We start from the raw sequence: 22,855 nt of genomic DNA, 5'->3' as shown, positions 1-22,855 counted from the left end.
CCACGCTTGAGCCCTCAAGGGCTTTCGCGTCGCTGGTTCTCCACTCAGAACGCTGGCAGACTGCCCATCCTTCACGCCGCTCGTTTTGAGGCTGTATGCCAACGTTTACGCCCCGTCAAGTCTATCTGGCCAGTTGCATTCTCGTGTTCGGCGGGCTGCTGCTGGTGCTGCCGCTCAACCTTCTGCCCAGTCTGCTGGCGGGTCTGCTGGTGTATGAGTTGGTCGACATGCTCACGCCGCAGCTGCAACGGTTGATTGCCGGCGAGCGTGCGCGGTGGCTGGCGGTGGCGTTGCTGGGGACGCTTGTGGTGACTGTTTTGGCGCTGCTGTTTGCCGGCGCGATCAGTTTCCTGCTGCACGAGGCGGAAAACCCCGGCGCGTCGCTGGATAAATTCATGATTCTGGTGGACCGCGCCCGTGGTCAGTTACCGCCCTTCATCGACAACTACCTGCCGGCCAGCGCCACCGAGTTTCAGGTGTCGCTCAGCGCCTGGCTGACCAAGCACCTGGGCGAGCTGCAACTGCTCGGCAAGGGCGCGGCGCACATGTTCGTGACCTTGCTGATCGGCATGGTGCTGGGCGCGATCATCGCCCTGCAGCGCATCCCCGATGTCACCAAGCGCAAGCCCTTGGCGGCGGCGCTGTTCGAGCGCCTGCACCTGCTGAGTCAGGCCTTTCGCAATATCGTCTTCGCGCAGATCAAGATCTCGCTGCTGAACACGGCGTTCACTTCTATATTCCTGGCGGTGATCCTGCCGTTGTGTGGCGTGCACCTGCCGCTGACCAAAACCCTGATCGTACTGACCTTCCTGCTGGGCTTGCTTCCGGTGGTCGGCAACCTGATGTCCAACACGCTGATCTTCATCGTCGGCATGTCGTTGTCGATCTGGGTGGCGATGGCGGCGTTGGGGTATCTGATCGTGATCCACAAGGTCGAGTACTTCCTCAACGCACGTATCGTCGGCGGGCAGATCAGCGCCAAGTCGTGGGAATTGCTGCTGGCGATGCTCATCTTCGAAGCCGCCTTCGGCCTGCCGGGTGTCGTGGCAGGGCCGATTTATTACGCGTACCTGAAGAGCGAACTGCGCCGGGCGGAGTTGGTGTAGCGACTGCTGCTCAACAGATGTGCCCCCTTTTCACGGCTGCACGCGGTGTTTTAGTCGGACCGGCTGCAGCCGGGAAGAGGCCTTCATGAACACCCTCGATTTCGCGGCGTGACACCCGACGCCTTCCCGGCTAAAGCCAGTCCTACAAGAGCACGCGGTGTTTTAGTGGGACCGGCTTCAGCCGGGAAGAGGCCTTCATGAACACCCTCGATTTCGCGGCGTGACACCCGGCGCCTTCCCGGCTAAAGCCAGTCCTACAAGAGCACGCGGTGTTTTAGTGGGACCGGCTTCAGCCGGGAAGAGGCCTTCATGAACACCCTCGATTTCGCGGCGTGACACCCGACGCCTTCCCGGCTAAAGCCAGTCCTACAAGAGCGCGCGGTGTTTTAGTCGGACCGGCTGCAGCCGGGAAGAGGCCTTCATGAACACCCTCGATTTCGCGGCGTGACACCCGACGCCTTCCCGGCTAAAGCCAGTCCTACAAGAGCACGCGGTGTTTTAGTGGGACCGGCTTCAGCCGGGAAGAGGCCTTCATGAACACCCTCGATTTCGCGGCGTGACACCCGGCGCCTTCCCGGCTAAAGCCAGTCCTACAAGAGCACGCGGTGTTTTAGTGGGACCGGCTTCAGCCGGGAAGAGGCCTTCATGAACACCCTCGATTTCGCGGCGTGACACCCGACGCCTTCCCGGCTAAAGCCAGTCCTACAAGAGCACGCGGTGTTTTAGTGGGACCGGCTTCAGCCGGGAAGAGGCCGGTTTGTGCACCATAAAATTTGCGGCGTGACACCCGACGCATTCCCGGCTAAAGCCGGTCCCACTTAAAAAGCGGGACAGCGGGGAATCAGCCGTAGCGCTTTTTCGCTTCGATCGCCAGGCCGCTGCCGATGCTGCCGAAGATGTTGCCTTCAACGTGTCGGGCCTTGGGCAACATGGCGGCGACGCTGTTGCGCAGGGCCGGGATGCCGCTCGATCCACCGGTGAAGAACACGGTATCGACATCGGTCACGCCAACGCCTGCCTGATTCAACAGGTTAGTGACACTGCCGCGCACGCGTTCGAGCAACGCATCAATGGACGATTCGAACAACTGGCGGGTCAGATCGACACTCAGGCCAGGCTCGACGCGGTCCATCGGCACCAGGCGATTATCCGCCTGAGTCAGCTGGATCTTCGTCTCTTCGACTTCCATCGCCAGCCAGTGGCCAGCGCGTTGATCAATCAACTTGAACAGCCGATCAATGCCCTGGGTGTCTTCGATGTCGTAGCGCATGCTGCCCAGCGCCAGTTGCGACTTTTGCGAATACACCGAGTTGATCGTGTGCCAGGTCGCCAGGTTCATGTGCGTGCTGGTCGGCATGTACGCGCCGCTTTTCATCCGGCTGCCATAGCCAAACAGCGGCATCACGCCCTGCAGGCTCAGCTGCTTGTCGAAGTCGGTACCGCCGATGTGCACGCCACCGGTAGCAAGAATGTCGCTGTGGCGGTCATTGATCAGACGGCGCTCCGGCGACAGACGCACCAGCGAGAAGTCCGACGTACCGCCGCCGATGTCGACGATCAGCACCAGCTCTTCACGGTCCAGGGTCGACTCGTAGTCGAACGCCGCTGCGATGGGCTCGAACTGAAAGGACACGTCCTTGAAGCCGATCTTGCGCGCCACGTCGGCCAGCGTGTCTTCAGCCTCCTGATCGGCGGCAGCGTCGTCATCGACGAAATGCACCGGGCGGCCCAGCACCACTTGCTCGAAGGAATGACCGGCGGCGGCTTCGGCACGCTTTTTAAGTTCGCCGATGAACAGCCCGAGCAGGTCCTTGAACGGCATCGCCGTACCGAGCACGCTGGTGTCGTGCTTGATCAGCTTGGAACCCAGCAGGCTCTTGAGCGAGCGCATCAGCCGGCCTTCGTAGCCCTCAAGGTATTCGTGAAGGGCGAGGCGACCGTAGACCGGGCGGCGCTCTTCGATGTTGAAAAACACCACCGAAGGCAGCGTGATCTTGCCGTCCTCCAGCGCGATCAGCGTTTCCGCTCCGGGACGCAGCCAGCCGACCGTGGAGTTGGACGTGCCGAAGTCAATACCAAGGGCACGGGCCGGGGATGGAGTGCTCATCTGCTTTGCATACCAGTCGAAAAACGGCCGCGCAGTGTATGCGAGTGCGCGCCGGATGCGTAGCGCGAAACGTCGGTTTATCGCCCGTCCGGCATCTATTTCCCGCTCCTGCCTTGAACTGCGCCCCCGCGCCCCAATCTAGCAGGCAACTCTTCATTATTTTGGCCGGTCTGGACAGCGTTTCATTTCGCGCGACTGCGTGCCGATAACCTTGCAACGTTCAACGCAGCCAGCGTTCCCATGTGAAACGCGCTGCGGACTGAGCTGGATATTCCAGAATTGGGTGACCGTCAGATGGACTTCAAAGACTATTACAAGATCCTTGGCGTAGAGCCGACGGCGGACGAGAAGACAATCAAGACCGCCTATCGCAAACTCGCGCGCAAGTATCACCCCGACGTCAGCAAAGAGCCTGGCGCGGAAGACAAATTCAAAGAGGCGTCCGAGGCGTATGAAGCGCTAAGCGACCCGGAGAAACGCGCCGAATACGACGAGATCCGCAAATACGGCAGTCAGGGCCGGTTCCAGCCGCCGCCTGGCTGGCAGGGCCGTGGCGGCGCGGGCGCGGGCGCGGGGCAGGGCTATGGTGCCGGTGACTTCGAGAACGGCGACTTCTCCGACTTCTTCAGCTCTATCTTCGGCAATCGTGGTGGTCAGCAAGGCGGTCGGGCGCAGAGCCCGGGGCGTCGAGGGCAGGACGTGGAGATGGAACTGGCGGTGTTTCTGGAGGAGACTCTTTCCACCGAATCCAAACAGATCAGCTTCAACGTCCCGCAACACAGCGCCAGCGGCCAGCGCATGGCGGACATCACCAAGACGCTGAATGTGAAGATCCCGGCGGGTGTCACCGATGGCGAGCGCATTCGCCTCAAGGGGCAGGGCGCTCCCGGCGTGGGCGGTGGCGAGAAGGGCGATCTGTATTTGATCATCCGTCTGGCGCCGCACCCGATGTTCGACGTTGAGGGCCATGACCTGATCATCACGGTGCCAATCGCGCCGTGGGAAGCAGCCCTCGGTACCAAGGTCGCCGTCCCGACGCTGACGGGCAAGATCAACCTGACCCTCCGTCCTGACAGTCAGAACGGGCAGCGGCTGCGAGTCAAAGGCAATGGCCTGTTGAACAAACAGGGCCAGCGCGGCGATCTGTACGCACAACTGAAAATCGTCATGCCCAAATCCACCGATGAGGCTACCAAGGCGCTGTGGGAGAAGCTGGCCGAGCAGGCCGCGTTCGATCCGAGGGCTCAATGGAGTAACTGATCATGAGCGACACCCTGGTCATAGACATGCAGGAGTTCTGTCAGGTGGTCGATATGCCGGCCGCCTTCGTCATCGAGATTGTCGAGCACGGCATTCTCGAACCCCAGGGAAGGCAGCCGGACGACTGGCTATTCGACAGTGCAGCGCTGTCGATTGCCAGGCGTGCAGTGAAATTGCATCACGAATTGCAGCTGGAATGGGACGGCGTCGCCCTGGCGCTTAGCCTGCTCGAAGAGCTTGAGCGCGTGAGAGCAGAAAACCGCCTGCTCAGGCAGCGGTTGGGACGGTTTCTGGACTGATGAGCTGTTGAATGGGCTGACGCCATCGCGAGCAAGCTCACTCCTGCAATGGCCTGATGTTGTCGACACGATGTGTGATCGACACAAATCTGTAGGAGTCGGCTTGCTGGCGAATGCGGTGGGTCAGCGGCATCTGAGGTGACTTACAGGGCAGGTTCGCCAGCAAGCCGGCTCCTACGGTATGAGGTGTATCAACTGCGCCAAGGCTGACTGCCTGACCGGGGTCCGCTTGCTAGCCTTTCTTCGGCAATTCCACGGTAAACGTCGTGCCGTCCCCTACGTTGGATACCACCGTGATGCTGCCGCCATGTGCACTCACCACTTCCTTCACGATGAACAGACCCAGGCCAAGACTGGTGGACGTGTTATGAACGCCGGCCTTTTCGTTGGCCGAGCGCACCAGCGGGTCGAAGATGCTGCCGATGGCTTCCTCGGCGATAGGCTCGCCGCCGTTATTCACCGAGAGGCTCACATGGTTTTCGCTGCCGGTAAGCGTCACGCTGACCCGACGCGTCGCGGCGCCATGTTGCAAGGCATTGCCAATGAGGTTTTGCAGCATTTGCGCGATGCGTGTGTGATCCCACTCGCCTCGTGTGTCCCCGGTGCTGGTGAACACTGCATTGCAATCGGGCTGTCCTGCCGTAGCCGCGTCGATGGCTTCGCGGCAGGCGAGGGTCATCTCCATCGGCTTGCGCTCTACCGGCAGCGTCACGCCCAGACGACTGCGGACGAATTCCAGCAGATCGTTGATCATCGTGCCCATCAGCAGGCCGCTGCTTTTGATGCGCTTGATGTACGCAAGATCGGCGTCTGCCAGCGTGGTCTTGCGCATGAGCACTTCGGACGACATACCAATGGCCTGCAAGGGCGCGCGCAGGTCGTGACCGAGAATGGCGAGAAAGATGTCGCGGGAGCGCGTCACGCGATCGGCGTAGGCGGCCGTCGACTCGGCCAGCGCTTCATCGATGGCTTCGTTGAAGCGAATCATGTCGGTGAGGTGACTGGACTGGGGTTCTGTCTGGCTTTCAGCCCAGAAGCGCACGACCGTGGCCCGAAGGTGGCGAAACTCTGAAGTCATCTGCACCAGATCAAACCCGACGACATGCCGCAGCGCGCCATGACTGGCAGCGGCCTGATCGAGTGTCGGTGTCTTGCCGATGTCTTCGCCCTGAGCCTTGGCGAGGCGCTCGGCTTTGGTCTGGGCGGTGTTCATGTCACGCGCAGCCGCCAGCAGGATCGCCTCAGCGTGGTCGCGCAGCTCGACTGAACTCATCTGGGCAGCTGCGGGCGTCAGCGTGGCAGCAAACCGTTCCCACTCATCGACGATGCGATCCACGTTCTGAACGATGAAGTCCGAAAGACGCATGGGGGGGACTACCTTGCTGGCGGGGCGCTGAATGAGAGCGCGCATAGTAACGCCATGTGGTTGCAGGACGCATCACGGATTTGCACGCTTTCATTGTAGGAGCGTGGCTTGTCCCGCGATCGGCGACAAAGTCGTCGTGAAAAGCGGCGATCACGGAATAGCTGGATCATCGCATTCATGGATTTCACTGGCGCTGCGCACCAGATCGCGGGACAAGCCACGCTCCTACAAGAACGGACTAATGCCCTTAAAACAGAAAATACCGCTGCGCCATCGGCAGGACCTCGGCCGGCTCGCACCACAACAGCACACCGTCGGCCTTCACCTGATAGGTCTGCGGGTCCACGTCGATGTTCGGCAAGTAGTCGTTGTGGATGAGGTCGGCCTTGGTCACGCTGCGGCAGCCCTTGACCACGCCGATCTGTTTCTTGAGCCCCAGTTGTTCCGGCACGCCTGCATCGAAGGCCGCCTGGCTGATGAAGGTCAGGCTGCTGGCGTGCAATGAGCTGCCGTAGCTGGCGAACATCGGCCGGTAGTGAACCGGCTGTGGGGTCGGAATCGAGGCGTTAGCGTCGCCCATCAGGCTGGCGGCAATCGAGCCGCCCTTGAGGATGAGGGTCGGTTTCACGCCGAAAAAGGCCGGGCGCCAGAGCACCAGGTCCGCCCATTTGCCCACTTCCACCGACCCCACTTCATGGCTGATGCCGTGGGTGATCGCCGGGTTGATCGTGTATTTGGCGATGTAGCGTTTGGCGCGGAAGTTGTCGTTGCCTTCTCCGTCACCGGGCAGCGGGCCGCGCTGGCGTTTCATTTTGTCGGCAGTCTGCCAGGTGCGCATGATCACTTCGCCGACGCGGCCCATGGCCTGGCTGTCGGAGCTGAGCATCGAAAACGCGCCCAGATCGTGGAGGATGTCCTCGGCAGCAATGGTCTCGCGGCGGATGCGGCTCTCGGCGAACGCGACGTCTTCGGCAATGCTTGGGTCCAGGTGATGGCAGACCATCAGCATGTCCAGGTGCTCGTCGATGGTGTTGCGGGTGAACGGCCGGGTCGGGTTGGTCGAGCTTGGCAGCACGTTGGCGAAGCCGCAGGCCTTGATGATGTCCGGTGCATGGCCGCCGCCGGCGCCTTCGGTGTGGTAGGTGTGAATGGTGCGGTTCTTGAACGCCGCCAGGGTGGTTTCGACGAAGCCCGACTCGTTCAGCGTGTCGGTGTGGATCGCCACTTGAACGTCGTACTGATCGGCGACGCTCAGGCAGTTGTCGATGGCTGCGGGCGTGGTGCCCCAGTCTTCGTGCAGCTTGAGGCCGATGGCACCGGCCTTGACCTGTTCGATCAGCGGCTCGGGCAGGCTGACGTTGCCCTTGCCGGTGAAGCCGATGTTCATGGGGAACGCTTCGGCGGCCTGCAACATGCGCATCATGTGCCACTTGCCGGGCGTGACCGTGGTCGCGTTGGTGCCCGTCGCCGGGCCGGTGCCGCCGCCGATCATGGTGGTGACGCCACTCATCAGCGCTTCTTCGATCTGCTGCGGGCAGATGAAGTGGATGTGCGTGTCGACGCCGCCGGCGGTGAGGATCATGCCTTCGCCGGCGATGACTTCAGTCGCGGCGCCGATGGCGATGGTCACGCCGGGCTGAATGTCGGGGTTGCCGGCTTTGCCAATGGCCGCAATGCGCCCGTCCTTGAGGCCGACGTCGGCTTTGACGATGCCCCAGTGATCGATGATCAGCGCGTTGGTGATCAGCGTGTCGACGACTTCGGCAGCAACGCCCTGGCCCTGGCCCATGCCGTCACGAATGACCTTGCCGCCACCGAATTTCACTTCCTCGCCATAGACGGTGAAATCCTGCTCGACCTCGATCCACAGCTCGGTGTCGGCCAGACGCACACGGTCGCCGACAGTGGGGCCGAACATGTCGGCGTAGGCTTGTCGGCTGATCTTCATACTTCGTTCCTCGAATCAAAGCGGCAAGCCTCAAGCGGCAAGCGGCAAGTAAAAGCGAATGTTGTGTACGCCGCGGACTGCTGTGCTTGGCGCTTGTGGCTTGGCGCTTGCAGCTTGACCTGGCTGGAAAGTGAACGCGTTTTACAGTTCACCCATAACTCTTCCGGCAAACCCGAATACCCGCCGCAACCCGGCCAGGTCCACCAGTTCCACTTCCCGCGCCTGCCCCGGCTCGAAGCGCACGGCGGTGCCGGCCGGGATGTTCAAGCGCATGCCCCGGCTGGCGGCGCGGTCGAAGGTCAGGGCGTCGTTGGTTTCGAAAAAATGAAAGTGTGAGCCGACCTGAATCGGCCGGTCGCCGCTGTTGGCGACGCTAAGGGTGATGGTCCGGCGACCGGCGTTGAGCTCGATGTCGCCGGGCTGGATCTGGTATTCACCAGGAATCATGCGCTCTTCCTCGACAGTAACTTGTAGTAAATGGCCGTGGCCTTGTATTCGCCGTCGGGGTTGCAGGCGTAGTCCGGCAGCAAGCCAGACAGCTCGTAACCCAGCGCGCGATAGAAATCTTCGGCATCGGAACCCGCCAGTGTGTCCAGAAACAACAGCCCGCGCTGATGCTGCTGCGCTGCCTGTTCCACGGCGGTCATCAACTGCGTTGCCAGCCCGCGCCGGCGCGCCTGGCTGAGCACCAGCAATTTCTGCACCTCGGCGCGGTTCAGGCCATTGGCCTTCTGGCACAGCGCCAGTTGCACCGTCGCCAGCACCTGGTCTTCCTCTGCCACCACCCAGAGCAGAACATTGCCTTGCTCGACCTCGGCCTTGACGCCGTCCCACCAAGTGGCCGCCTCTTCAGCGGCGAGATCGGCCATGAACCCGACCGAGGCCCCGTGGTGGACGGCGTCCAGCAGCAACGCCACCAAACCTGGGCGGTAATGCGCGAAGCTTTCTGGCGTGACGCGGCGTAAGTGGGCGGCATTCATGGGCGAAATCCTTTCAGAATGAACATTCACGCGACAGGCGTGATGCCGGGCGCTTGCGAGGGTGGAGCAGAGGCGCCGGGCGACAGGTCCAGCTGCATGAACGTCAGGTCCAGCCAGCGGCCGAACTTGGTGCCGACCTGTGCCATTTGTCCGGTGGTAATGAACCCTTCGTGCTCGTGCAGGTGAATCGACGCCGCGTTACCACTCTCGATGGCCGCGACCATCATGTGTTTATCGCAGGCGCGAGCGCGTTCGATCAGCGCTTTCATCAGCAGCGGACCCAGGCCGTTGCCGCGTTGATCGGCACGCACGTAGACCGAGTGCTCGACGGTGTGGCGAAACCCTTCGAACGGCCGCCAGTCGCCGAACGACGAATAGCCCAGCACCTGATCGTCGGCATCGACCGCCACCAGAATCGGGTACGCCTGGGACTGGCGCGCAGCGAACCAGGCTTCGCGGTTGGCAAGGTCCACCGGCTGCTCGTTCCAGATCGCCGTGGTGTTGAGCACTGCGTCGTTGTAGATGGCCAGCACGGCCGGCATGTCAGTCAGCAAAGCGTCACGAATCGAATAGGTCATGTGCGTTTCCACGGGTTCCTGTGTGGCAGTTTCGACGGGCATCTCAGGTTCAGCCCGGTTCAGGCAATCGGCTGATGCACGGTGACCAGCTTGGTGCCGTCCGGAAAGGTGGCCTCGACCTGGATTTCCGGAATCATTTCCGGGATGCCTTCCATCACCTGCTCACGGGTCAACAGGGTGGTGCCGTAGTGCATGAGGTCAGCGACGGTCTGGCCGTCCCGGGCACCTTCCAGCAGGGCGGCGGAGATGAAGGCCATCGCTTCCGGGTAATTGAGCTTCACACCGCGTGCCAGCCGCCGCTCGGCAACCAGGCCTGCGGTGAAGATCAGCATCTTGTCTTTTTCGCGTGGGGTCAGATCCATGGGTGTTGTCCGTTATTAATTTCCGAATAGAGAAATCGCCGCAAACTCTGTAGGAGCGTGGCTTGTCCCGCGATCTGACGCGAAGCGGCAGTCATGGCCGTCCTTCGATCTGTCATGAGGACCGTATGGGCCGGTTTACGACGACTTCGTCGCCGATCGCGGGACAAGCCACGCTCCTACAGATGGCCAGTTTCGTTTAGGTGCTCCAAATCCTCGGTGCCACCGCTTCCCGCCCCAACAGGGCAGGGCGCAGCAGTTTCCATAATTCAATCAGCCAGGCCCGAGCATGCAGGGCTTCGTCGGCCAGGCAGCGGGCGATGATCAGCCCGGGCAACTGGCTCAGGTCGCCCCGTACGGGTGAATGCTCAGCCAGCTCGCGGCAGCGCTCCATCAATTCAGCGTCGATTTCCCCGGTCACGATCAGCGTCGCGAACACTGGCTTGCCGGCCAGGCCGATGGGCGAATCCAGCAAGCCGTCATCGCCAACGATGCGCTGGCGCTCGTGCCACAACAGCTTGCCGTCATGCCGGATATCCAGATGCGCCTGAAAATGGCCCTGATCGAAACGCTCGCCGCTGGCCGGCCGGCCCAGCGCAACCACGTCCCAGTAGAGCAGCCGGGCGTCGCCTTCGAGGTCGATCCGCGTGGTCAGTTCGGCCTTGGCCTCGCTGAACACGATGCTCTCCTGCGGCAGCCATTCCAGCGTGCCGCCTGCAGCCACCTTGATTTCAAGCTGTTGATAAGCCGGCCCTGCAGCGCGGTACCACTTCGCCGCGCCGGGGCTGGTCAGTTGCGCCCAGGCGTTGGCGCCGACGCTGGCGCTGATGTCCAGCCGATCGCCGCCGGCAATGCCGCCCGGCGGGTGAACGATGATGTGTTGGCAGACCTGCGGGCCTTCGGCATACAAGTGCTTTTGCACCCGCAACGGACCTTTGTGGCGCCGCTGGGTCGGGCGCGTGCTGTCGCCGAAACGCCCATACGCCAGCTCCAGCTCGGCATGCCAGCTGGGGGTGAACAGGGCGGTGTGGGCAGGAAGATTCATAAGTCGATTTTCGTGTTATCGAAGGTTCGTACCTTAGCTGATCGGCGCATCAAATGGTGACCAGACCCCGAACGCCTTCAGCCTCCATGTTTTCGCCACGGCCCTGCTGAACGATCTCGCCGCGGGACATGACGATGTACTGATCGGCCAGCTCGGCGGCAAAGTCGTAGAACTGCTCGACCAGCAAAATCGCCATGTCACCGCGCGCCGCGAGCTTTTTGATCACCGCGCCGATCTCCTTGATCACCGAGGGCTGAATGCCTTCGGTGGGTTCGTCGAGAATCAGCAGGCGCGGGCGACTGGCCAGGGCGCGCCCGATCGCCAGTTGCTGTTGCTGGCCGCCAGACAGGTCACCGCCGCGCCGATGCTTCATCTGCAGCAGCACCGGGAACAGATCGTAAATAAACGCCGGGACTTCCTTGGCCTCGGAGCCGGGAAACCGCGAAAGCCCCATCAGCAGGTTTTCCTCAACGGTCAGTCGGCCGAAAATTTCCCGGCCCTGGGGCACGTAGGCGATCCCGGAATGAACGCGCTGGTGGGGCTTGAAACCGGTGATCGGCTTGCCTTCCCACTGCACCACGCCTTCTTTGGCGGGCAGCAGCCCCATCAGCACTTTCAACAGCGTGGTCTTGCCCACGCCGTTACGACCGAGCAGGCACGTGACCTCGCCGATGTTCACGTCAAACGACAGGCCGCGGAGGATATGGCTGCCGCCGTAGAACTGGTGGAGCTTTTCGACTTGGAGCATGGCCATTTTCTCAAGAAATCCTATGATCGTTCCCACGCTCTGCGTGGGAACGCCGCATCAGACGCTCTGCGTCTGCCTGGTGACGCGGAGCGTCACCGGATGCATTCCCACGCGGAGCGAGGGAACGATCAGCAGTCGGCGGTTCACCGCCCCAGATACACCTCAATCACCCGTTCATCCGCCTGCACGTCTTCCAGCGATCCTTCCGCCAGTACGCTGCCCTGGTGCAAGACGGTGACGTGGTCGGCGATGCTGCCGACAAAGCCCATGTCGTGCTCGACCACCATCAGCGAGTGCTTGCCGGCCAGGCTCTTGAACAGCTCGGCGGTGAACTCGGTTTCGGCGTCGGTCATGCCAGCAACGGGCTCGTCGAGCAGCAGCAGTTGCGGGTCCTGGACCAGCAACATCCCGATCTCCAGAAACTGCTTCTGGCCGTGGGACAACAGCCCGGCGGGGCGCGACATCGACGCCGTCAGGCGAATGGTTTCCAGCACCTCGTCGATGCGGTCGCGCTGTTCGCCGTTGAGCTTGGCCCGCAGGCTGGCCCACACCGATTTGTCGGTTTTCTGCGCCAGCTCCAGGTTTTCGAACACGCTCAGCGCTTCGAACACCGTGGGCTTTTGAAACTTGCGGCCGATTCCCGCCTGGGCGATCTGCACTTCGCTCATCTGGGTCAGGTCGAGAGTTTCCCCGAACCAGGCCTTGCCGTGACTAGGTCGGGTCTTGCCGGTGATCACGTCCATCAGCGTGGTCTTGCCCGCGCCGTTGGGCCCGATGATGCAGCGCAGCTCGCCGACGCGGATGTACAGATTCAGATCATTGAGGGCCTTGAAACCGTCGAAGCTGACGCTGATGTCTTCCAGCGTCAGGATCGTGCCGTGCAAGGTGTTCAGCCCTTTGCCGGCGACCTGGCCAAGGCCGATGGCATCGCGGCTGGTACCGGCGTCGCTGTTCGGGTCGAGCACCGGATCGAATGCAGGCGTCGGAGTGCTTTTCATGGCTCGCCCCTTTTCTTGATCAGACCGATCACCCCTTTGGGCAGGTACAGCGTCACCACGATGAACAGCGCGCCGAGGAAGAACAGCCAGTATTCAGGGAAGGCCACGGTGAACCAGCTCTTCATGCCGTTGACCACGCCGGCGCCGAGCAGCGGGCCGATCAGCGTGCCGCGACCGCCCAAGGCCACCCAGACTGCCGCCTCAATGGAGTTGGTCGGCGACATTTCGCTCGGGTTGATGATGCCGACTTGCGGTACATACAACGCCCCGGCCAGGCCGCACAACACCGCGCTCAACACCCACACGAACAGCTTGAAGCCGCGCGGGTCGTAGCCGCAGAACATCAGGCGGTTCTCCGCATCGCGCACGGCGGTCAAGACACGACCGAACTTGCTGCGCGCCAGACGCCAGCCGACAAACAGGCTGCCCGCCAGCAACACCACGGTCAGCAGAAACAACACCGCACGTGTGCCTTGAGACGTAATGCTGAACCCCAGAATGCTGCGAAAGTTGGTGAAGCCGTTGTTGCCACCAAAGCCGGTTTCGTTGCGGAAAAACAGCAGCATGCCGGCGAAGGTCAGGGCCTGGGTCATGATCGAGAAGTACACGCCCTTGATCCGCGAGCGGAAGGCGAAGAAGCCGAACACCAGCGCCAGTAATCCTGGCGCCAGCACCACCAGGCACATGGCCCAGAGGAAATGCTGCGTGCCGACCCAGTACCACGGCAGTTCGGTCCACGACAGAAAGGTCATGAACGCCGGCAGGCTGTCGCCCGACGCCTCGCGCATCAGGTACATGCCCATCGCATAACCGCCCAGCGCGAAGAACAGCCCGTGGCCCAGGGACAACAAACCTGCGTAACCCCAGACCAGGTCCAGCGCCAGCGCGACAATCGCGTAGCAGAGGATCTTGCCCACCAGCGTCAGCGTGTAGGCCGACACCTGCAGGCTGTTGCTTTCAGGTAGCAGGGACAACAACGGCAGGGCGATCAGCAGGGCAAGAATCACCACGCCGACTGCGACCGTGATTTTGGTGCCAGCGCGTTGCGCGGCCGTGACCATCAATGGCTGATTCATCAGTCGATCACCCGTCCTTTGAGTGCGAAGAGGCCTTGCGGACGTTTCTGAATGAACAGAATGATCAGCGCCAGGATCAGGATCTTGCCCAGCACGGCGCCGATCTGCGGTTCAAGGATCTTGTTGGCAATGCCCAATCCAAAGGCCGCCGTGACGCTGCCGGCCAGTTGACCGACACCGCCGAGCACGACCACGAGGAAGGAGTCGATGATGTAGCTCTGGCCCAGGTCAGGGCCGACGTTGCCAATCTGACTCAGCGCCACGCCACCCAGGCCGGCAATGCCGGAGCCGAGCCCGAAGGCCATCATGTCGATGCGTCCGGTGGGCACGCCGCAGCACGCTGCCATGTTGCGGTTCTGGGTGACGGCGCGCACGTTGAGGCCCAGGCGCGTCTTGTTCAGCAGCAGCCAGGTCAGCACGACGACGAACAGGGCGAAGCCGATGATCACGATGCGGTTCCAGGGCAGCACGAGATTGGGCAGCACCTGAATGCCGCCCGACAGCCATTCCGGATTGGCGACTTCGACGTTCTGCGCGCCGAACACCACGCGGATCAGCTGGATCAGCATCAGGCTGATGCCCCATGTCGCCAGCAGTGTTTCCAGCGGGCGACCGTACAGGTGGCGAATGACCGTGCGTTCCAGGGCCATGCCGATGCACGCGGTGACGAAAAACGCGATCGGCAGCGCCACCAGCGGATAAAGCTCGAGGGCGCCGGGCGCGTAACGCTGAAACATCATCTGCACGACGTAGGTGGCGTAGGCGCCGAGCATCAGCATCTCGCCGTGGGCCATGTTGATCACACCGAGCAGGCCGAAGGTGATCGCCAGTCCCAGCGCCGCCAGCAGCAGAATCGACCCGAGCGACAGGCCGGCGAAGGCTTGCCCGAGGATCTCGCCGAACATCAATTTGCGTTTGACCTGAGCCAGACTCGTCTCCGCCGCCAGACGCACGCTGGGGTCGGTTTCGACGTTGGGTTCGAGCAGGGTTTCGAGACGGGTGCGGGCCAGTGGATCACCGGTTTCACCGAGCAGACGTACGGCGGCGAGGCGCACGGTGGGGCTGACATCAACCAGTTGCAGGTTGGCCAGCGCCAGGTTCAGGGCCGAGTGAACGCTGTCGTCCTGTTCGCTGGACACTTGTTGCACCAGCAAGGGCAACTGCGCCGGGCGGGCGCTTTTCTGCAGGATTTGCGCGGCGGCCAAACGAACTTTCGGGTCAGCAGCCAGCAGTTGATGGCTGGCCAGCGCGGTATTGATCAGGCCGCGAAGGCGGTTGTTCAGGCTGATGGCCTGGGGCGCATCGGGGTTGGGTGCATCGGCCAGCGCGGGGGCGTCGGGGGCAACGGCGATGAAGTTGTCGCCGTTCTGAATGAACGCCCGGTTGCTGCTGTCAGCGGCAACGCGGCCATCCTGCAGGGCAACCAGCAATTCGACACGCGCCGGGTCAGGCTTGGCGGCCCAGCTTTCCAATAATTGTGCGCGTTCTGAAGAGTCGGCCGCGACAAAGTCGCCGGCATCGCTGGCGTGGGCGGCGAAGGGCAGCCACAGGCACAGCGCGAGAAGAAGGTGGTGGAAGTATCTGGGCATATCGTGTCCTGGAAGCACCCGCATGACTCACCGTCATGCGAGGAACCTGTAGGAGCGCGCTTGCCCGCGAACGCGATGTGTCTGTGACATAAATAGCGACTGACACATCGCGTTCGCGGGCAAGCGCGCTCCTACAAGGGAATTGTGTCGGGCTGAAATCAGTGCCAGCCCGACAACGCGTCGCTTAGTTACTCTTCACCGCGTAGTCAGGCTTCTTGTCGTTGCCCGGAATGAACGGACTCCACGGCTGGGCGCGAATTGGCTCTTTGGTCTGCCAGACCACGTTGAACTGACCGTCGGCCTGGATCTCGCCGATCATCACCGGCTTGTGCAGGTGGTGGTTGGTCTTGTCCATCGTCAGGGTGAAGCCCGACGGCGCGGCGAAGGTCTGACCGGCCATGGCTTCGCGAACTTTATCCACGTCCGTGGACTTGGCTTTCTCGACCGCTTGCGCCCACATGTGGATACCGACGTACGTGGCTTCCATCGGATCGTTGGTCACGGCCTTGTCGGCGTTCGGCAGGTTGTGCGCCTTGGCGTAGGCCTTCCAGTCGGCGACAAACTTAGTGTTGACCGGGTTCTTCACCGACTCGAAGTAGTTCCATGCGGCCAGGTTGCCCACCAGCGGTTTGGTGTCGACGCCGCGCAGTTCTTCTTCGCCGACCGAGAACGCCACCACCGGTACGTCGGTGGCTTTCAGGCCCTGATTGCCCAGCTCTTTATAGAACGGCACGTTGGAGTCGCCGTTGACGGTGGAGATCACAGCGGTCTTGCCGCCTGCGGAGAACTTCTTGATGTTCGACACGATGGTCTGGTAATCGCTGTGACCGAACGGGGTGTAGACCTCTTCGATGTCCTTGTCTGCGACGCCTTTGGAGTGCAGGAACGAGCGCAGAATCTTGTTGGTGGTGCGCGGGTACACGTAGTCGGTGCCCAGCAGGAAGAAGCGCTTGGCGGCGCCGCCGTCTTCGCTCATCAGGTATTCAACTGCAGGAATCGCCTGCTGGTTAGGCGCCGCGCCGGTGTAGAACACGTTCGGCGACATCTCTTCGCCTTCATACTGCACCGGGTAGAACAGCAAGCCGTTCAGCTCTTCAAACACCGGCAACACCGACTTGCGCGAGACCGACGTCCAGCAGCCGAACACCACGGCGACTTTGTCCTGGGTCAGCAACTGACGGCCTTTCTCTGCAAACAGCGGCCAGTTCGACGCCGGGTCGACCACCACCGGCTCGAGCATCTTGCCGTTGACGCCGCCTTTGGCGTTGATTTCATCAATGGTCATCAGCGCCATGTCCTTGAGCGAGGTCTCGGAGATGGCCATGGTGCCGGACAAAGAATGCAGAATGCCGACCTTGATGGTCTCGGCCGCCTGAGCGGTCCAGGTCAAACCCATCGCTGCGATCGATGCAGACAGAGTGAACGCTTTCAGCAAACTACGACGCTTCATTGGCTAGCTCCATTATTTGATTTTTTTAGATGACGGCTGTTTGCGGTGCAGAAGTTGGGTCTGCTTAGGCTTTAGCAAAGGCTGGGCCAAGCTGCGCACGTCGCAAAACGGAATGAAAACGTCGCAGGTCCGGACCGCGTCGCACCAATGTAGGTCGGTGCGGGGCGGGTGGTGCGTCGGGCGCGCTCAACTGGTGCGGTACCGTCGGGCGCCGTGCGATTAACTGGCCTGACGCAACCAGAAAGTGCGGCTACCTCACGAAAATCTCACGCTCCCCCGTAAACAGATCAAAGGTTTCGTACACCAGCTTCTCCGGCGCTGTGAAATAAGCGAAAGCCTGTCCGTTCACTTCTCGAAATGCACTGAGTTGCAGGCGAGTGCCGGGCGGGATAGCGACGTGGTCGGCAAGGAAGCCCGAGAACATATTCTTCTTCGGAACCGATGGCGCAAAGATCAGAAACACCGGATGGGTATTGCTCCCAGCCTGGTCAGTTACGAAGCTGTCCAGGCTCCAGCGCACGGCATTCCCACGGCTGATTGACGCCGACTGCACGCCGGCGTCGACGAACACCGCGCCGAGCTCGCGTCGCAAATGCTGCAGGCTTTCGTCGGTCACGTGCGCGGCGCGGAACGCATTGCCGCTCCATGAACGCAGGCGGTAGAACTGGTTGAGAAACACTTGCGTGCGGTGCGTTCGCGCTCCGCTTCTCAGGCGTTGGTTGATCTCCGCTGAACCGGCTTCGATGTAGTCGAGCAGCTCGGGATACAGTTCCGCTCTTGCGCTTCCGGCCACGGTAAGGAATCTGGGTTCATCAAGGGAAGGTTGAGGGATGGGAGTACCATCAGAGGGGGTAGGCCAATTTTTGAGTAACACACTCAGTTCATGCCGGGCTTGTCGATCGGCCTGCGGGCTCAGGCGCACGACCGGTTGCGAGACCTTGCTCCAGCCCCCGGTTCTGGACCGTATGACATATTCTTCCTCATGGATCAGCAGCGCTGGATCCCGGGGATGGGGTCGATACAGGCGACACCGCCCGAACAGGTTGAAGCGTCGACCGACGTAGCCTTTTTCAGTCCCTAAGCTGATCTCGGTGAATTTGTCCGGGTCCAGCCGCGTGATCATGCCCGACTCGGCAAAGTGAGGCGCCCCGGAGGGTGACAGCAGATAGCCAATCTGCACCTGTCCGTCGCGTCCGGTACGGCGAACCAGATGCGGACGTTTTATCCTCGCCAGTTGAGGGCCCTTCAACGTCGCAGCACTTGCGCGACCGATACCTGCAGTCAGCAAATACCCGGTCGCGGCCATCAACTCTTGCGCAGCACCCTCCCAATCGTTTTCATCGACTTTCTGAAAGCCGCTCCAGGCGCGGCCCAGGCCCATTCCAAGGGCGAGGGGAATCATGACGGGGGCGGGCAATAGCAACAGCGCAATACTCATGGCCATGTCAAAGGTTTGCGTCCGGGCATCACCACTGCCGGGCTGGCTCAACTGGGATCTCGCCTCCTCTTTCAGTTGGCGGATCCTGACCGCGAAATGCTCGTTGAACGGGTCGCCGTTCTGCTCCACGAACACCACCGGATTCAACAAGCTGGACGGGATGGGAACCGGCGTCGGCAGCGAGGTCACCGCGTCTGGAAAGCGCCAGTGCTTGAACCACTCTTCGTATTCGAGGAGCACCCGAGCCAGTCGCCTGTCGGCCAGTGGCAGCAACCTCGCCACGTAGGATTTGTACACGTCGCGTTCCAGAAACGCGCGTGTGAGGTGGAACATACCGTCGAAGGATCGGAACACAACGTTATCCGGCGCGTTGAGTGTGCAAAGAACCACAGGCCCCTTTTCAAATGTGCCGACCGGGGCAATCAGCATGATGTCCGGAATCTTGACCCCGCCGATGTGCAGGAATCGCACCTCGATCTTCGCCGCGTCCACCTCACGACGCTGCTGCGGATCGGGACCGTCCAGGACCGCCTTGATCCAGCGCAGGCGGTTTTCAGGAAACCCGCTCAGCTGACTCTCCCTGTACGCCATGGCTAGCCGCGCCAACAGCAACTCTCGATGCTCACGCTGCAACTGATCAGCATAATCAGAGTGATCAAGATGTTCGGCAAGGTAGTCGTCCAGTCGCTTGGGAATATCGATTCGCGCCAACAGTTCTTTCACGAAAGCCCCGGAGAGTCTCGGTATCTCTGCACCGTGTTTGTCGGCAGCCCGTAACTCGATGGCGTGCTGGGTGTTCGTCCGTAGGGCATCTTCGTGGGCCAATGCGTGCAGCGAGTGGGTCTGCGATCGAGTTTTCGTTTCTGTCGGGATGGAGGGGTAAAAGAGGGACGGGGCGAGATGCTGGAACGTTGCCGTTATCTGAATTTTTCGAGGCGACAGTTGAATGCTTTTTTCTGCCAGTGCGGCGCTGACCGTTGCATCGACGTACGCCTTGATGACGTGGGTGCTGTCAGCTTGCGGCGTGTTGAAGTGGTCCAGGCTGATGCGCCGGATGGTCTGAATAGACTGAGCGTAAGCCGTCGCATCGCGGGTCCATTCGACCTGTTGTTCCTCATTCATTTTTTCCCACCAGTCGGGCATCTGCTCGCGAACCACATCACAATCCAGCTGGCGCTCGATGCGGTCGTTATCGAACAGTTGATCCGAGGCCATCAACTCGAGAATGAGGCGTTGAAAAGACGGCTGATTGAGGTTCAGGGACTGAGCGATGTGCACCGCGTGGTCGAAGTCGGCCTTCTGTTTGAGGATCTGCGACGTCAGCAGCAGGCTCATGAAATTATTACCCAGCTTCTGCAAGCCCCAGCGTACAGGGGGCTGCACACTGTCAGCGTTGGGGAGTGCCAATGCGACCACATCATCGAGCTTGAGATGGCCCAGCAATCGGCGGCGTCGACTTTCGTCGGCAAGACGATGGGTGAGGATGTCGGTGAGCTGATTCAGTGAATCGAATCGTTCCAGGCTGTCGGCAGGGGTATAGAGAATGACCTCTCCAGCGGACTCATCGTCGGTTGCCGGAACCTGATCGCTGCGTTGCTCGGTGATCACAAATGCCCCTGTCAGCGCAAACAGCGCAGTGGCGCCGGTGCCTAGCCACACGCTGAATACATCGTGTTTGTGCAGGGGTTCAGCCGAGGTATCCACGCCGTAATCCAGTGTGTCGTTAAGCATGCTGTACAGATGCGGACGAAACTCGCCCTTCTCGACACGCATCTGGCACTCCAGCCTGAGCAATTTAACCCGGTCCGCGAGGAAGTCATCGCGCCGGGCGTTGCCGGAAGGCTGAATCACTGCCCAATGGTCCGAGAGCATTTGCTTATAGCGATCGGCCAGCCTTGGTGTGACGGATGCGTACAGGGCGACCAGAGCCTTGCGGTCAAGCGCGCCAATAGTGGGCGTGTCAGCCGAAGGAAGCTCGGTGGAATAAAGCTCCGCAGACTCGACGTTGTGCCATTGAAAGAGCCCGGTGAAGCATGCTGTCAGGCTGGCAAGCAGCGGGTAACGGCTGATGGTTTCTGTGGCGGCGGACTCGATGCTTCGCGTGTGGCAAACGAGCCATGTACTGGCGTAGTCAAATGTGAGTCCGCGATGGCTCAGGCGAAGGCAGTCAGTGAGTGTCTGCTCAACGGCCCGGGAAAAATCGGGCAGATCGTAGGGCGCAAGCGCTGAGCTGTCGATAGTGGGTGTGGGTGTGGGTGTGGGTGTGGGTGAAGGGGTGACGGTGGTGGAATTCATGGGGCCTGTTCATCTACATGAGGAATGACTCGCAGAACCGACGGGTTCGGCGACTCGTTTCATGGAGTCAGGGCTTGGGGCGTGCGTCTGTAGGCGGGACCAGGTCTGGATGTGAAGGAAAAGCGACCAGAGAGGTAGGATTTTTCACGGAGGAGGTGGGGCATCCATTGAGCAGAAATGCAGGTGCGGAGCCTGAAACCCGAAATGAGGAGGAATTCATCACTAAACCACCCAAAAAAGGTTCCAGGCCCCGCGAGACGCAATCTAAGCTGTTGCCGCCGTTTTGGCAAAGCGCGAACGCACTATTCGATCGAGCAGCCACACCGCCAGCATCGAAATGCCCACCAGCGGGAACGCCACGCCCAGCACGATCATCACTGCGGTAGCGGTTTTCCAGCGCGGCAGGTCATGACGCAAGGGCGGAACACCGAAGCCGTTCTGCGGGCGACGCTTCCACCAGATCACGATGCCGCTCACCGAACTCAGCAACACCATCAGGCAGATGAACAGAATCAGCAGCTGGTTTATCCAGCCATACATCTTGCCTTCGTGCAGCATCACGCCCAGTTCAGTGGCCTTGGACACCGTGCTGTAATCGCTGTAGCGCACATCCGCCAGCACCTTGCCGGTGTACTGATCGACATGCAGCGTGGCGTCGTTGCGCGGGTCATCGGCGAACACGGAAACGGTGAACACGCCATCGGCGTTTTTCGGTTGCGTGATGCTGTAGCCGGGCTCGATATGACGGGCCTTGGCGATGTCGACCACTTGCTGCAGGGAGATGCCCGGCGCGGCGGGAGCGCTGGACATGTGCGCGTGGTTCATGTGCTCGGCATGATCCCCGGACGACACCGGCATCGGCGTGTTTTCCATGGCCCACGGCACCGTCTGCACGCTGGCGCTGTTCAAGGCGCCGGCCTGTTTGTCCGACTTGGGCACGTCATTCCACATCGCCGCCGGAAAGGTGTTCCAGACGTCGGCATAAACCTTTCCCCACATGCCAGTCCAGGTCATGCCGCTCAGCAACATGAAAAGCAGCGCCACCGCCCCCAGAACCCGGTCACCGCGTGCAGGTCGCGCCAGAGAATCCGACCTCGCGCGGTTAAGCGAGGCCAGAGCACGCCGGCGGGTGATCGACCTCGCGGCCACCACAGGTACACGCCCGAAACCACCAGCACGATGCCCCAGCCAGCGGCCAGTTCCACCAGCCGATCGCCGACGGTGCCGATCATCAGTTCGCCGTGCAGTTCGCGCGCGATGGCTTGCAGGTTTTGCTTCGCGTCCTGGGTGCCGAGCACTGAGCCGCTGTACGGATCGATGAACACGTTCACGTCGCGGCCGTCGTTTTTGACCACGAACTGCGCGCTGCCCTCGGCATTCAGCGGCGGCAGGTATTTGCTCACCTGCGCCTGTGGATAAGCGGTCATTACGCGCTTTTGCAGGTCATCGGCGCTGAGTGAGTGGTGGGCGGGTTTGACCGTCAGCAGGTCGCTGTACATCAGCGCATCCAGCTGCGGCTTGAACAGGTAAATGATCCCGGTGACCGCCAGCAGGATCATGAACGGTGCGACGAACAGGCCGGCATAGAAATGCCATCGCCATGCCAGGTTGTAGAAAGACACATTCGGTTTGGACATGGTGCAACGCTCCCGTCAGGGAAAAACACGGCGCAGCGCGCTGACGGCCAGAAAAGGGGTCAGCGGGTACGAGTCAGTTTGTGGTGTTCAAGCGACTGACGAGAGGGGCGGCGCGCGACTGCGGGCGTTGGGAAAGACGTTGCGCTGGGCGTGGCCGAGTTGCGTGGCCTCATTGTAGTAGTCGGCGGGTCTGGGCGGGACCGGTGCCAGGACGGCGACGGTTTTGGTCAGCGCCGGGCAACTGAACAGCAGCGTGCAATACCCGCACTTGGCCCAGATGACGTGGTCGGCGCCGGCGTCCAGTTCGGCCTTGGCGTGGCCGCTGTGTTCGCTCGCGCCCATGCCCATGTGCATCGACGCCGACATATCCATTTCGCCCTGCATCGACATCGACATGGGTGTCGGCGCAGGCATCGCCATGCCGCTGTGATGCGCCATGGGCATCGACTGGGAAATCAGCGGGCCGATGAAAATCATCAGCATGGCGAACAGGCTCAGCCACGCGCCCTGCGTGTTACGCGGGGTAGAGGCGGATCGGGCGCGGATCGCGGGCAGGCGGTTCAAAGGGTTCGGCGT

18 protein-coding genes and 1 pseudogene are annotated in these 22,855 nt (G+C 61.4%); 3 read left to right on the top strand and 16 right to left on the bottom strand.

All coding sequences use genetic code 11. From position 1 onward, the window contains the following. The first annotated feature begins 95 nt into the window (after positions 1–95). Positions 96–1,106 (top strand): AI-2E family transporter, encoded by a 1,011-nt coding sequence (locus OKW98_RS26390; RefSeq protein ID WP_122625647.1) that lies wholly within the window; start codon positions 96–98, stop codon positions 1,104–1,106. Between the two features lie 841 nt (positions 1,107–1,947). On the opposite strand, the gene OKW98_RS26385 is transcribed toward OKW98_RS26390, so the two are convergent. After that, positions 1,948–3,213 carry an Hsp70 family protein gene (locus OKW98_RS26385; RefSeq protein WP_265387320.1) on the bottom strand — a complete coding sequence of 422 codons (1,266 nt, stop codon included), beginning with the start codon at positions 3,211–3,213 and terminating at the stop codon, positions 1,948–1,950. 294 nt (positions 3,214–3,507) lie between these two features. On the opposite strand from OKW98_RS26385, the gene cbpA reads away from it, so the two are divergent. Together cbpA and OKW98_RS26375 are read left to right on the top strand one after the other, a co-directional pair. Further along, on the top strand, positions 3,508–4,473 hold the full coding sequence (gene cbpA, locus OKW98_RS26380) for a curved DNA-binding protein (RefSeq protein WP_265387319.1): 966 nt from the start codon (positions 3,508–3,510) through the stop codon (positions 4,471–4,473). A gap of 2 nt (positions 4,474–4,475) precedes the next feature. Continuing rightward, positions 4,476–4,772: a chaperone modulator CbpM gene (locus OKW98_RS26375; protein ID WP_265387318.1), complete on the top strand. Its 297-nt coding sequence runs from the start codon at positions 4,476–4,478 to the stop codon at positions 4,770–4,772. Between the two features lie 232 nt (positions 4,773–5,004). Here OKW98_RS26375 and OKW98_RS26370 read toward each other — a convergent pair whose 3' ends face one another. The 15 genes and pseudogenes from OKW98_RS26370 to OKW98_RS26300 form a co-directional block, all read right to left on the bottom strand. After that, entirely contained in the window at positions 5,005–6,138 is a 1,134-nt protein-coding gene (locus OKW98_RS26370; RefSeq protein ID WP_265387317.1) for a sensor histidine kinase, read from the bottom strand. A 247-nt stretch (positions 6,139–6,385) separates the two neighbouring features. After that, a complete protein-coding gene (gene ureC / locus OKW98_RS26365) occupies positions 6,386–8,086 on the bottom strand; it encodes an urease subunit alpha (RefSeq protein ID WP_265387316.1) in 1,701 nt (566 codons plus the stop codon). 141 nt (positions 8,087–8,227) lie between these two features. Then, positions 8,228–8,533, bottom strand: a complete 306-nt coding sequence (locus OKW98_RS26360) for an urease subunit beta (RefSeq protein WP_065987755.1) — start codon at positions 8,531–8,533, stop codon at positions 8,228–8,230. Then, positions 8,530–9,066 carry a GNAT family N-acetyltransferase gene (locus OKW98_RS26355; RefSeq protein ID WP_265387315.1) on the bottom strand — a complete coding sequence of 179 codons (537 nt, stop codon included), beginning with the start codon at positions 9,064–9,066 and terminating at the stop codon, positions 8,530–8,532. Before OKW98_RS26355 ends, OKW98_RS26360 begins: the two co-directional genes overlap by 4 nt. 26 nt (positions 9,067–9,092) lie before the next feature. Continuing rightward, positions 9,093–9,644: a GNAT family N-acetyltransferase gene (locus OKW98_RS26350; protein WP_265387314.1), complete on the bottom strand. Its 552-nt coding sequence runs from the start codon at positions 9,642–9,644 to the stop codon at positions 9,093–9,095. Between the two features lie 59 nt (positions 9,645–9,703). After that, a complete protein-coding gene (locus OKW98_RS26345; RefSeq protein ID WP_020293711.1) occupies positions 9,704–10,006 on the bottom strand; it encodes an urease subunit gamma in 303 nt (100 codons plus the stop codon). 196 nt (positions 10,007–10,202) lie between these two features. Then, entirely contained in the window at positions 10,203–11,048 is an 846-nt protein-coding gene (locus OKW98_RS26340; protein WP_265387313.1) for an urease accessory protein UreD, read from the bottom strand. Positions 11,049–11,097: 49 nt separating this feature from the next. Continuing rightward, entirely contained in the window at positions 11,098–11,796 is a 699-nt protein-coding gene (gene urtE / locus OKW98_RS26335; protein ID WP_265387312.1) for an urea ABC transporter ATP-binding subunit UrtE, read from the bottom strand. Positions 11,797–11,939: 143 nt separating this feature from the next. Next, the gene (gene urtD, locus OKW98_RS26330; protein WP_265387311.1) at positions 11,940–12,794 is read right to left on the bottom strand and encodes an urea ABC transporter ATP-binding protein UrtD; all 855 of its coding nucleotides are present in this window, start codon (positions 12,792–12,794) and stop codon (positions 11,940–11,942) included. Further along, a complete protein-coding gene (gene urtC / locus OKW98_RS26325) occupies positions 12,791–13,870 on the bottom strand; it encodes an urea ABC transporter permease subunit UrtC (RefSeq protein ID WP_265387310.1) in 1,080 nt (359 codons plus the stop codon). The genes urtD and urtC overlap by 4 nt, the downstream gene beginning before the upstream one ends. Beyond that, positions 13,870–15,459 carry an urea ABC transporter permease subunit UrtB gene (gene urtB / locus OKW98_RS26320; RefSeq protein WP_265387309.1) on the bottom strand — a complete coding sequence of 530 codons (1,590 nt, stop codon included), beginning with the start codon at positions 15,457–15,459 and terminating at the stop codon, positions 13,870–13,872. The genes urtC and urtB overlap by 1 nt, the downstream gene beginning before the upstream one ends. Positions 15,460–15,643: 184 nt before the next feature. After that, positions 15,644–16,909: an urea ABC transporter substrate-binding protein gene (urtA, locus tag OKW98_RS26315; RefSeq protein WP_265387308.1), complete on the bottom strand. Its 1,266-nt coding sequence runs from the start codon at positions 16,907–16,909 to the stop codon at positions 15,644–15,646. Positions 16,910–17,159: 250 nt separating this feature from the next. Further along, positions 17,160–20,642 carry a dermonecrotic toxin domain-containing protein gene (locus OKW98_RS26310; protein ID WP_265387307.1) on the bottom strand — a complete coding sequence of 1,161 codons (3,483 nt, stop codon included), beginning with the start codon at positions 20,640–20,642 and terminating at the stop codon, positions 17,160–17,162. A gap of 264 nt (positions 20,643–20,906) precedes the next feature. Then, positions 20,907–22,279: pseudogene (locus OKW98_RS26305) on the bottom strand (PepSY-associated TM helix domain-containing protein). Between the two features lie 87 nt (positions 22,280–22,366). Further along, positions 22,367–22,843 (bottom strand): DUF2946 domain-containing protein, encoded by a 477-nt coding sequence (locus OKW98_RS26300; protein ID WP_265387306.1) that lies wholly within the window; start codon positions 22,841–22,843, stop codon positions 22,367–22,369. Positions 22,844–22,855 lie beyond the last annotated feature (12 nt).

The organism is Pseudomonas sp. KU26590 (assembly GCF_026153515.1).
In the GTDB taxonomy this organism is placed as follows: Bacteria; Pseudomonadota; Gammaproteobacteria; order Pseudomonadales; family Pseudomonadaceae; genus Aquipseudomonas.
Note: the sequence above shows the minus strand (reverse complement) of the source record. Positions and strands in the feature narration are given on the sequence as shown.

Coding starts and splice junctions, on each gene's coding strand:
- OKW98_RS26390 (WP_122625647.1), top strand. CDS start 96: ATGCCAACGTTTACGCCCCGTCAAGTCTATCTGGCCAGTTGCATTCTC.
- OKW98_RS26385 (WP_265387320.1), bottom strand. CDS start 3,213: ATGAGCACTCCATCCCCGGCCCGTGCCCTTGGTATTGACTTCGGCACG.
- cbpA (WP_265387319.1), top strand. CDS start 3,508: ATGGACTTCAAAGACTATTACAAGATCCTTGGCGTAGAGCCGACGGCG.
- OKW98_RS26375 (WP_265387318.1), top strand. CDS start 4,476: ATGAGCGACACCCTGGTCATAGACATGCAGGAGTTCTGTCAGGTGGTC.
- OKW98_RS26370 (WP_265387317.1), bottom strand. CDS start 6,138: ATGCGTCTTTCGGACTTCATCGTTCAGAACGTGGATCGCATCGTCGAT.
- ureC (WP_265387316.1), bottom strand. CDS start 8,086: ATGAAGATCAGCCGACAAGCCTACGCCGACATGTTCGGCCCCACTGTC.
- OKW98_RS26360 (WP_065987755.1), bottom strand. CDS start 8,533: ATGATTCCTGGTGAATACCAGATCCAGCCCGGCGACATCGAGCTCAAC.
- OKW98_RS26355 (WP_265387315.1), bottom strand. CDS start 9,066: ATGAATGCCGCCCACTTACGCCGCGTCACGCCAGAAAGCTTCGCGCAT.
- OKW98_RS26350 (WP_265387314.1), bottom strand. CDS start 9,644: ATGACCTATTCGATTCGTGACGCTTTGCTGACTGACATGCCGGCCGTG.
- OKW98_RS26345 (WP_020293711.1), bottom strand. CDS start 10,006: ATGGATCTGACCCCACGCGAAAAAGACAAGATGCTGATCTTCACCGCA.
- OKW98_RS26340 (WP_265387313.1), bottom strand. CDS start 11,048: ATGAATCTTCCTGCCCACACCGCCCTGTTCACCCCCAGCTGGCATGCC.
- urtE (WP_265387312.1), bottom strand. CDS start 11,796: ATGCTCCAAGTCGAAAAGCTCCACCAGTTCTACGGCGGCAGCCATATC.
- urtD (WP_265387311.1), bottom strand. CDS start 12,794: ATGAAAAGCACTCCGACGCCTGCATTCGATCCGGTGCTCGACCCGAAC.
- urtC (WP_265387310.1), bottom strand. CDS start 13,870: ATGAATCAGCCATTGATGGTCACGGCCGCGCAACGCGCTGGCACCAAA.
- urtB (WP_265387309.1), bottom strand. CDS start 15,459: ATGCCCAGATACTTCCACCACCTTCTTCTCGCGCTGTGCCTGTGGCTG.
- urtA (WP_265387308.1), bottom strand. CDS start 16,909: ATGAAGCGTCGTAGTTTGCTGAAAGCGTTCACTCTGTCTGCATCGATC.
- OKW98_RS26310 (WP_265387307.1), bottom strand. CDS start 20,642: ATGAATTCCACCACCGTCACCCCTTCACCCACACCCACACCCACACCC.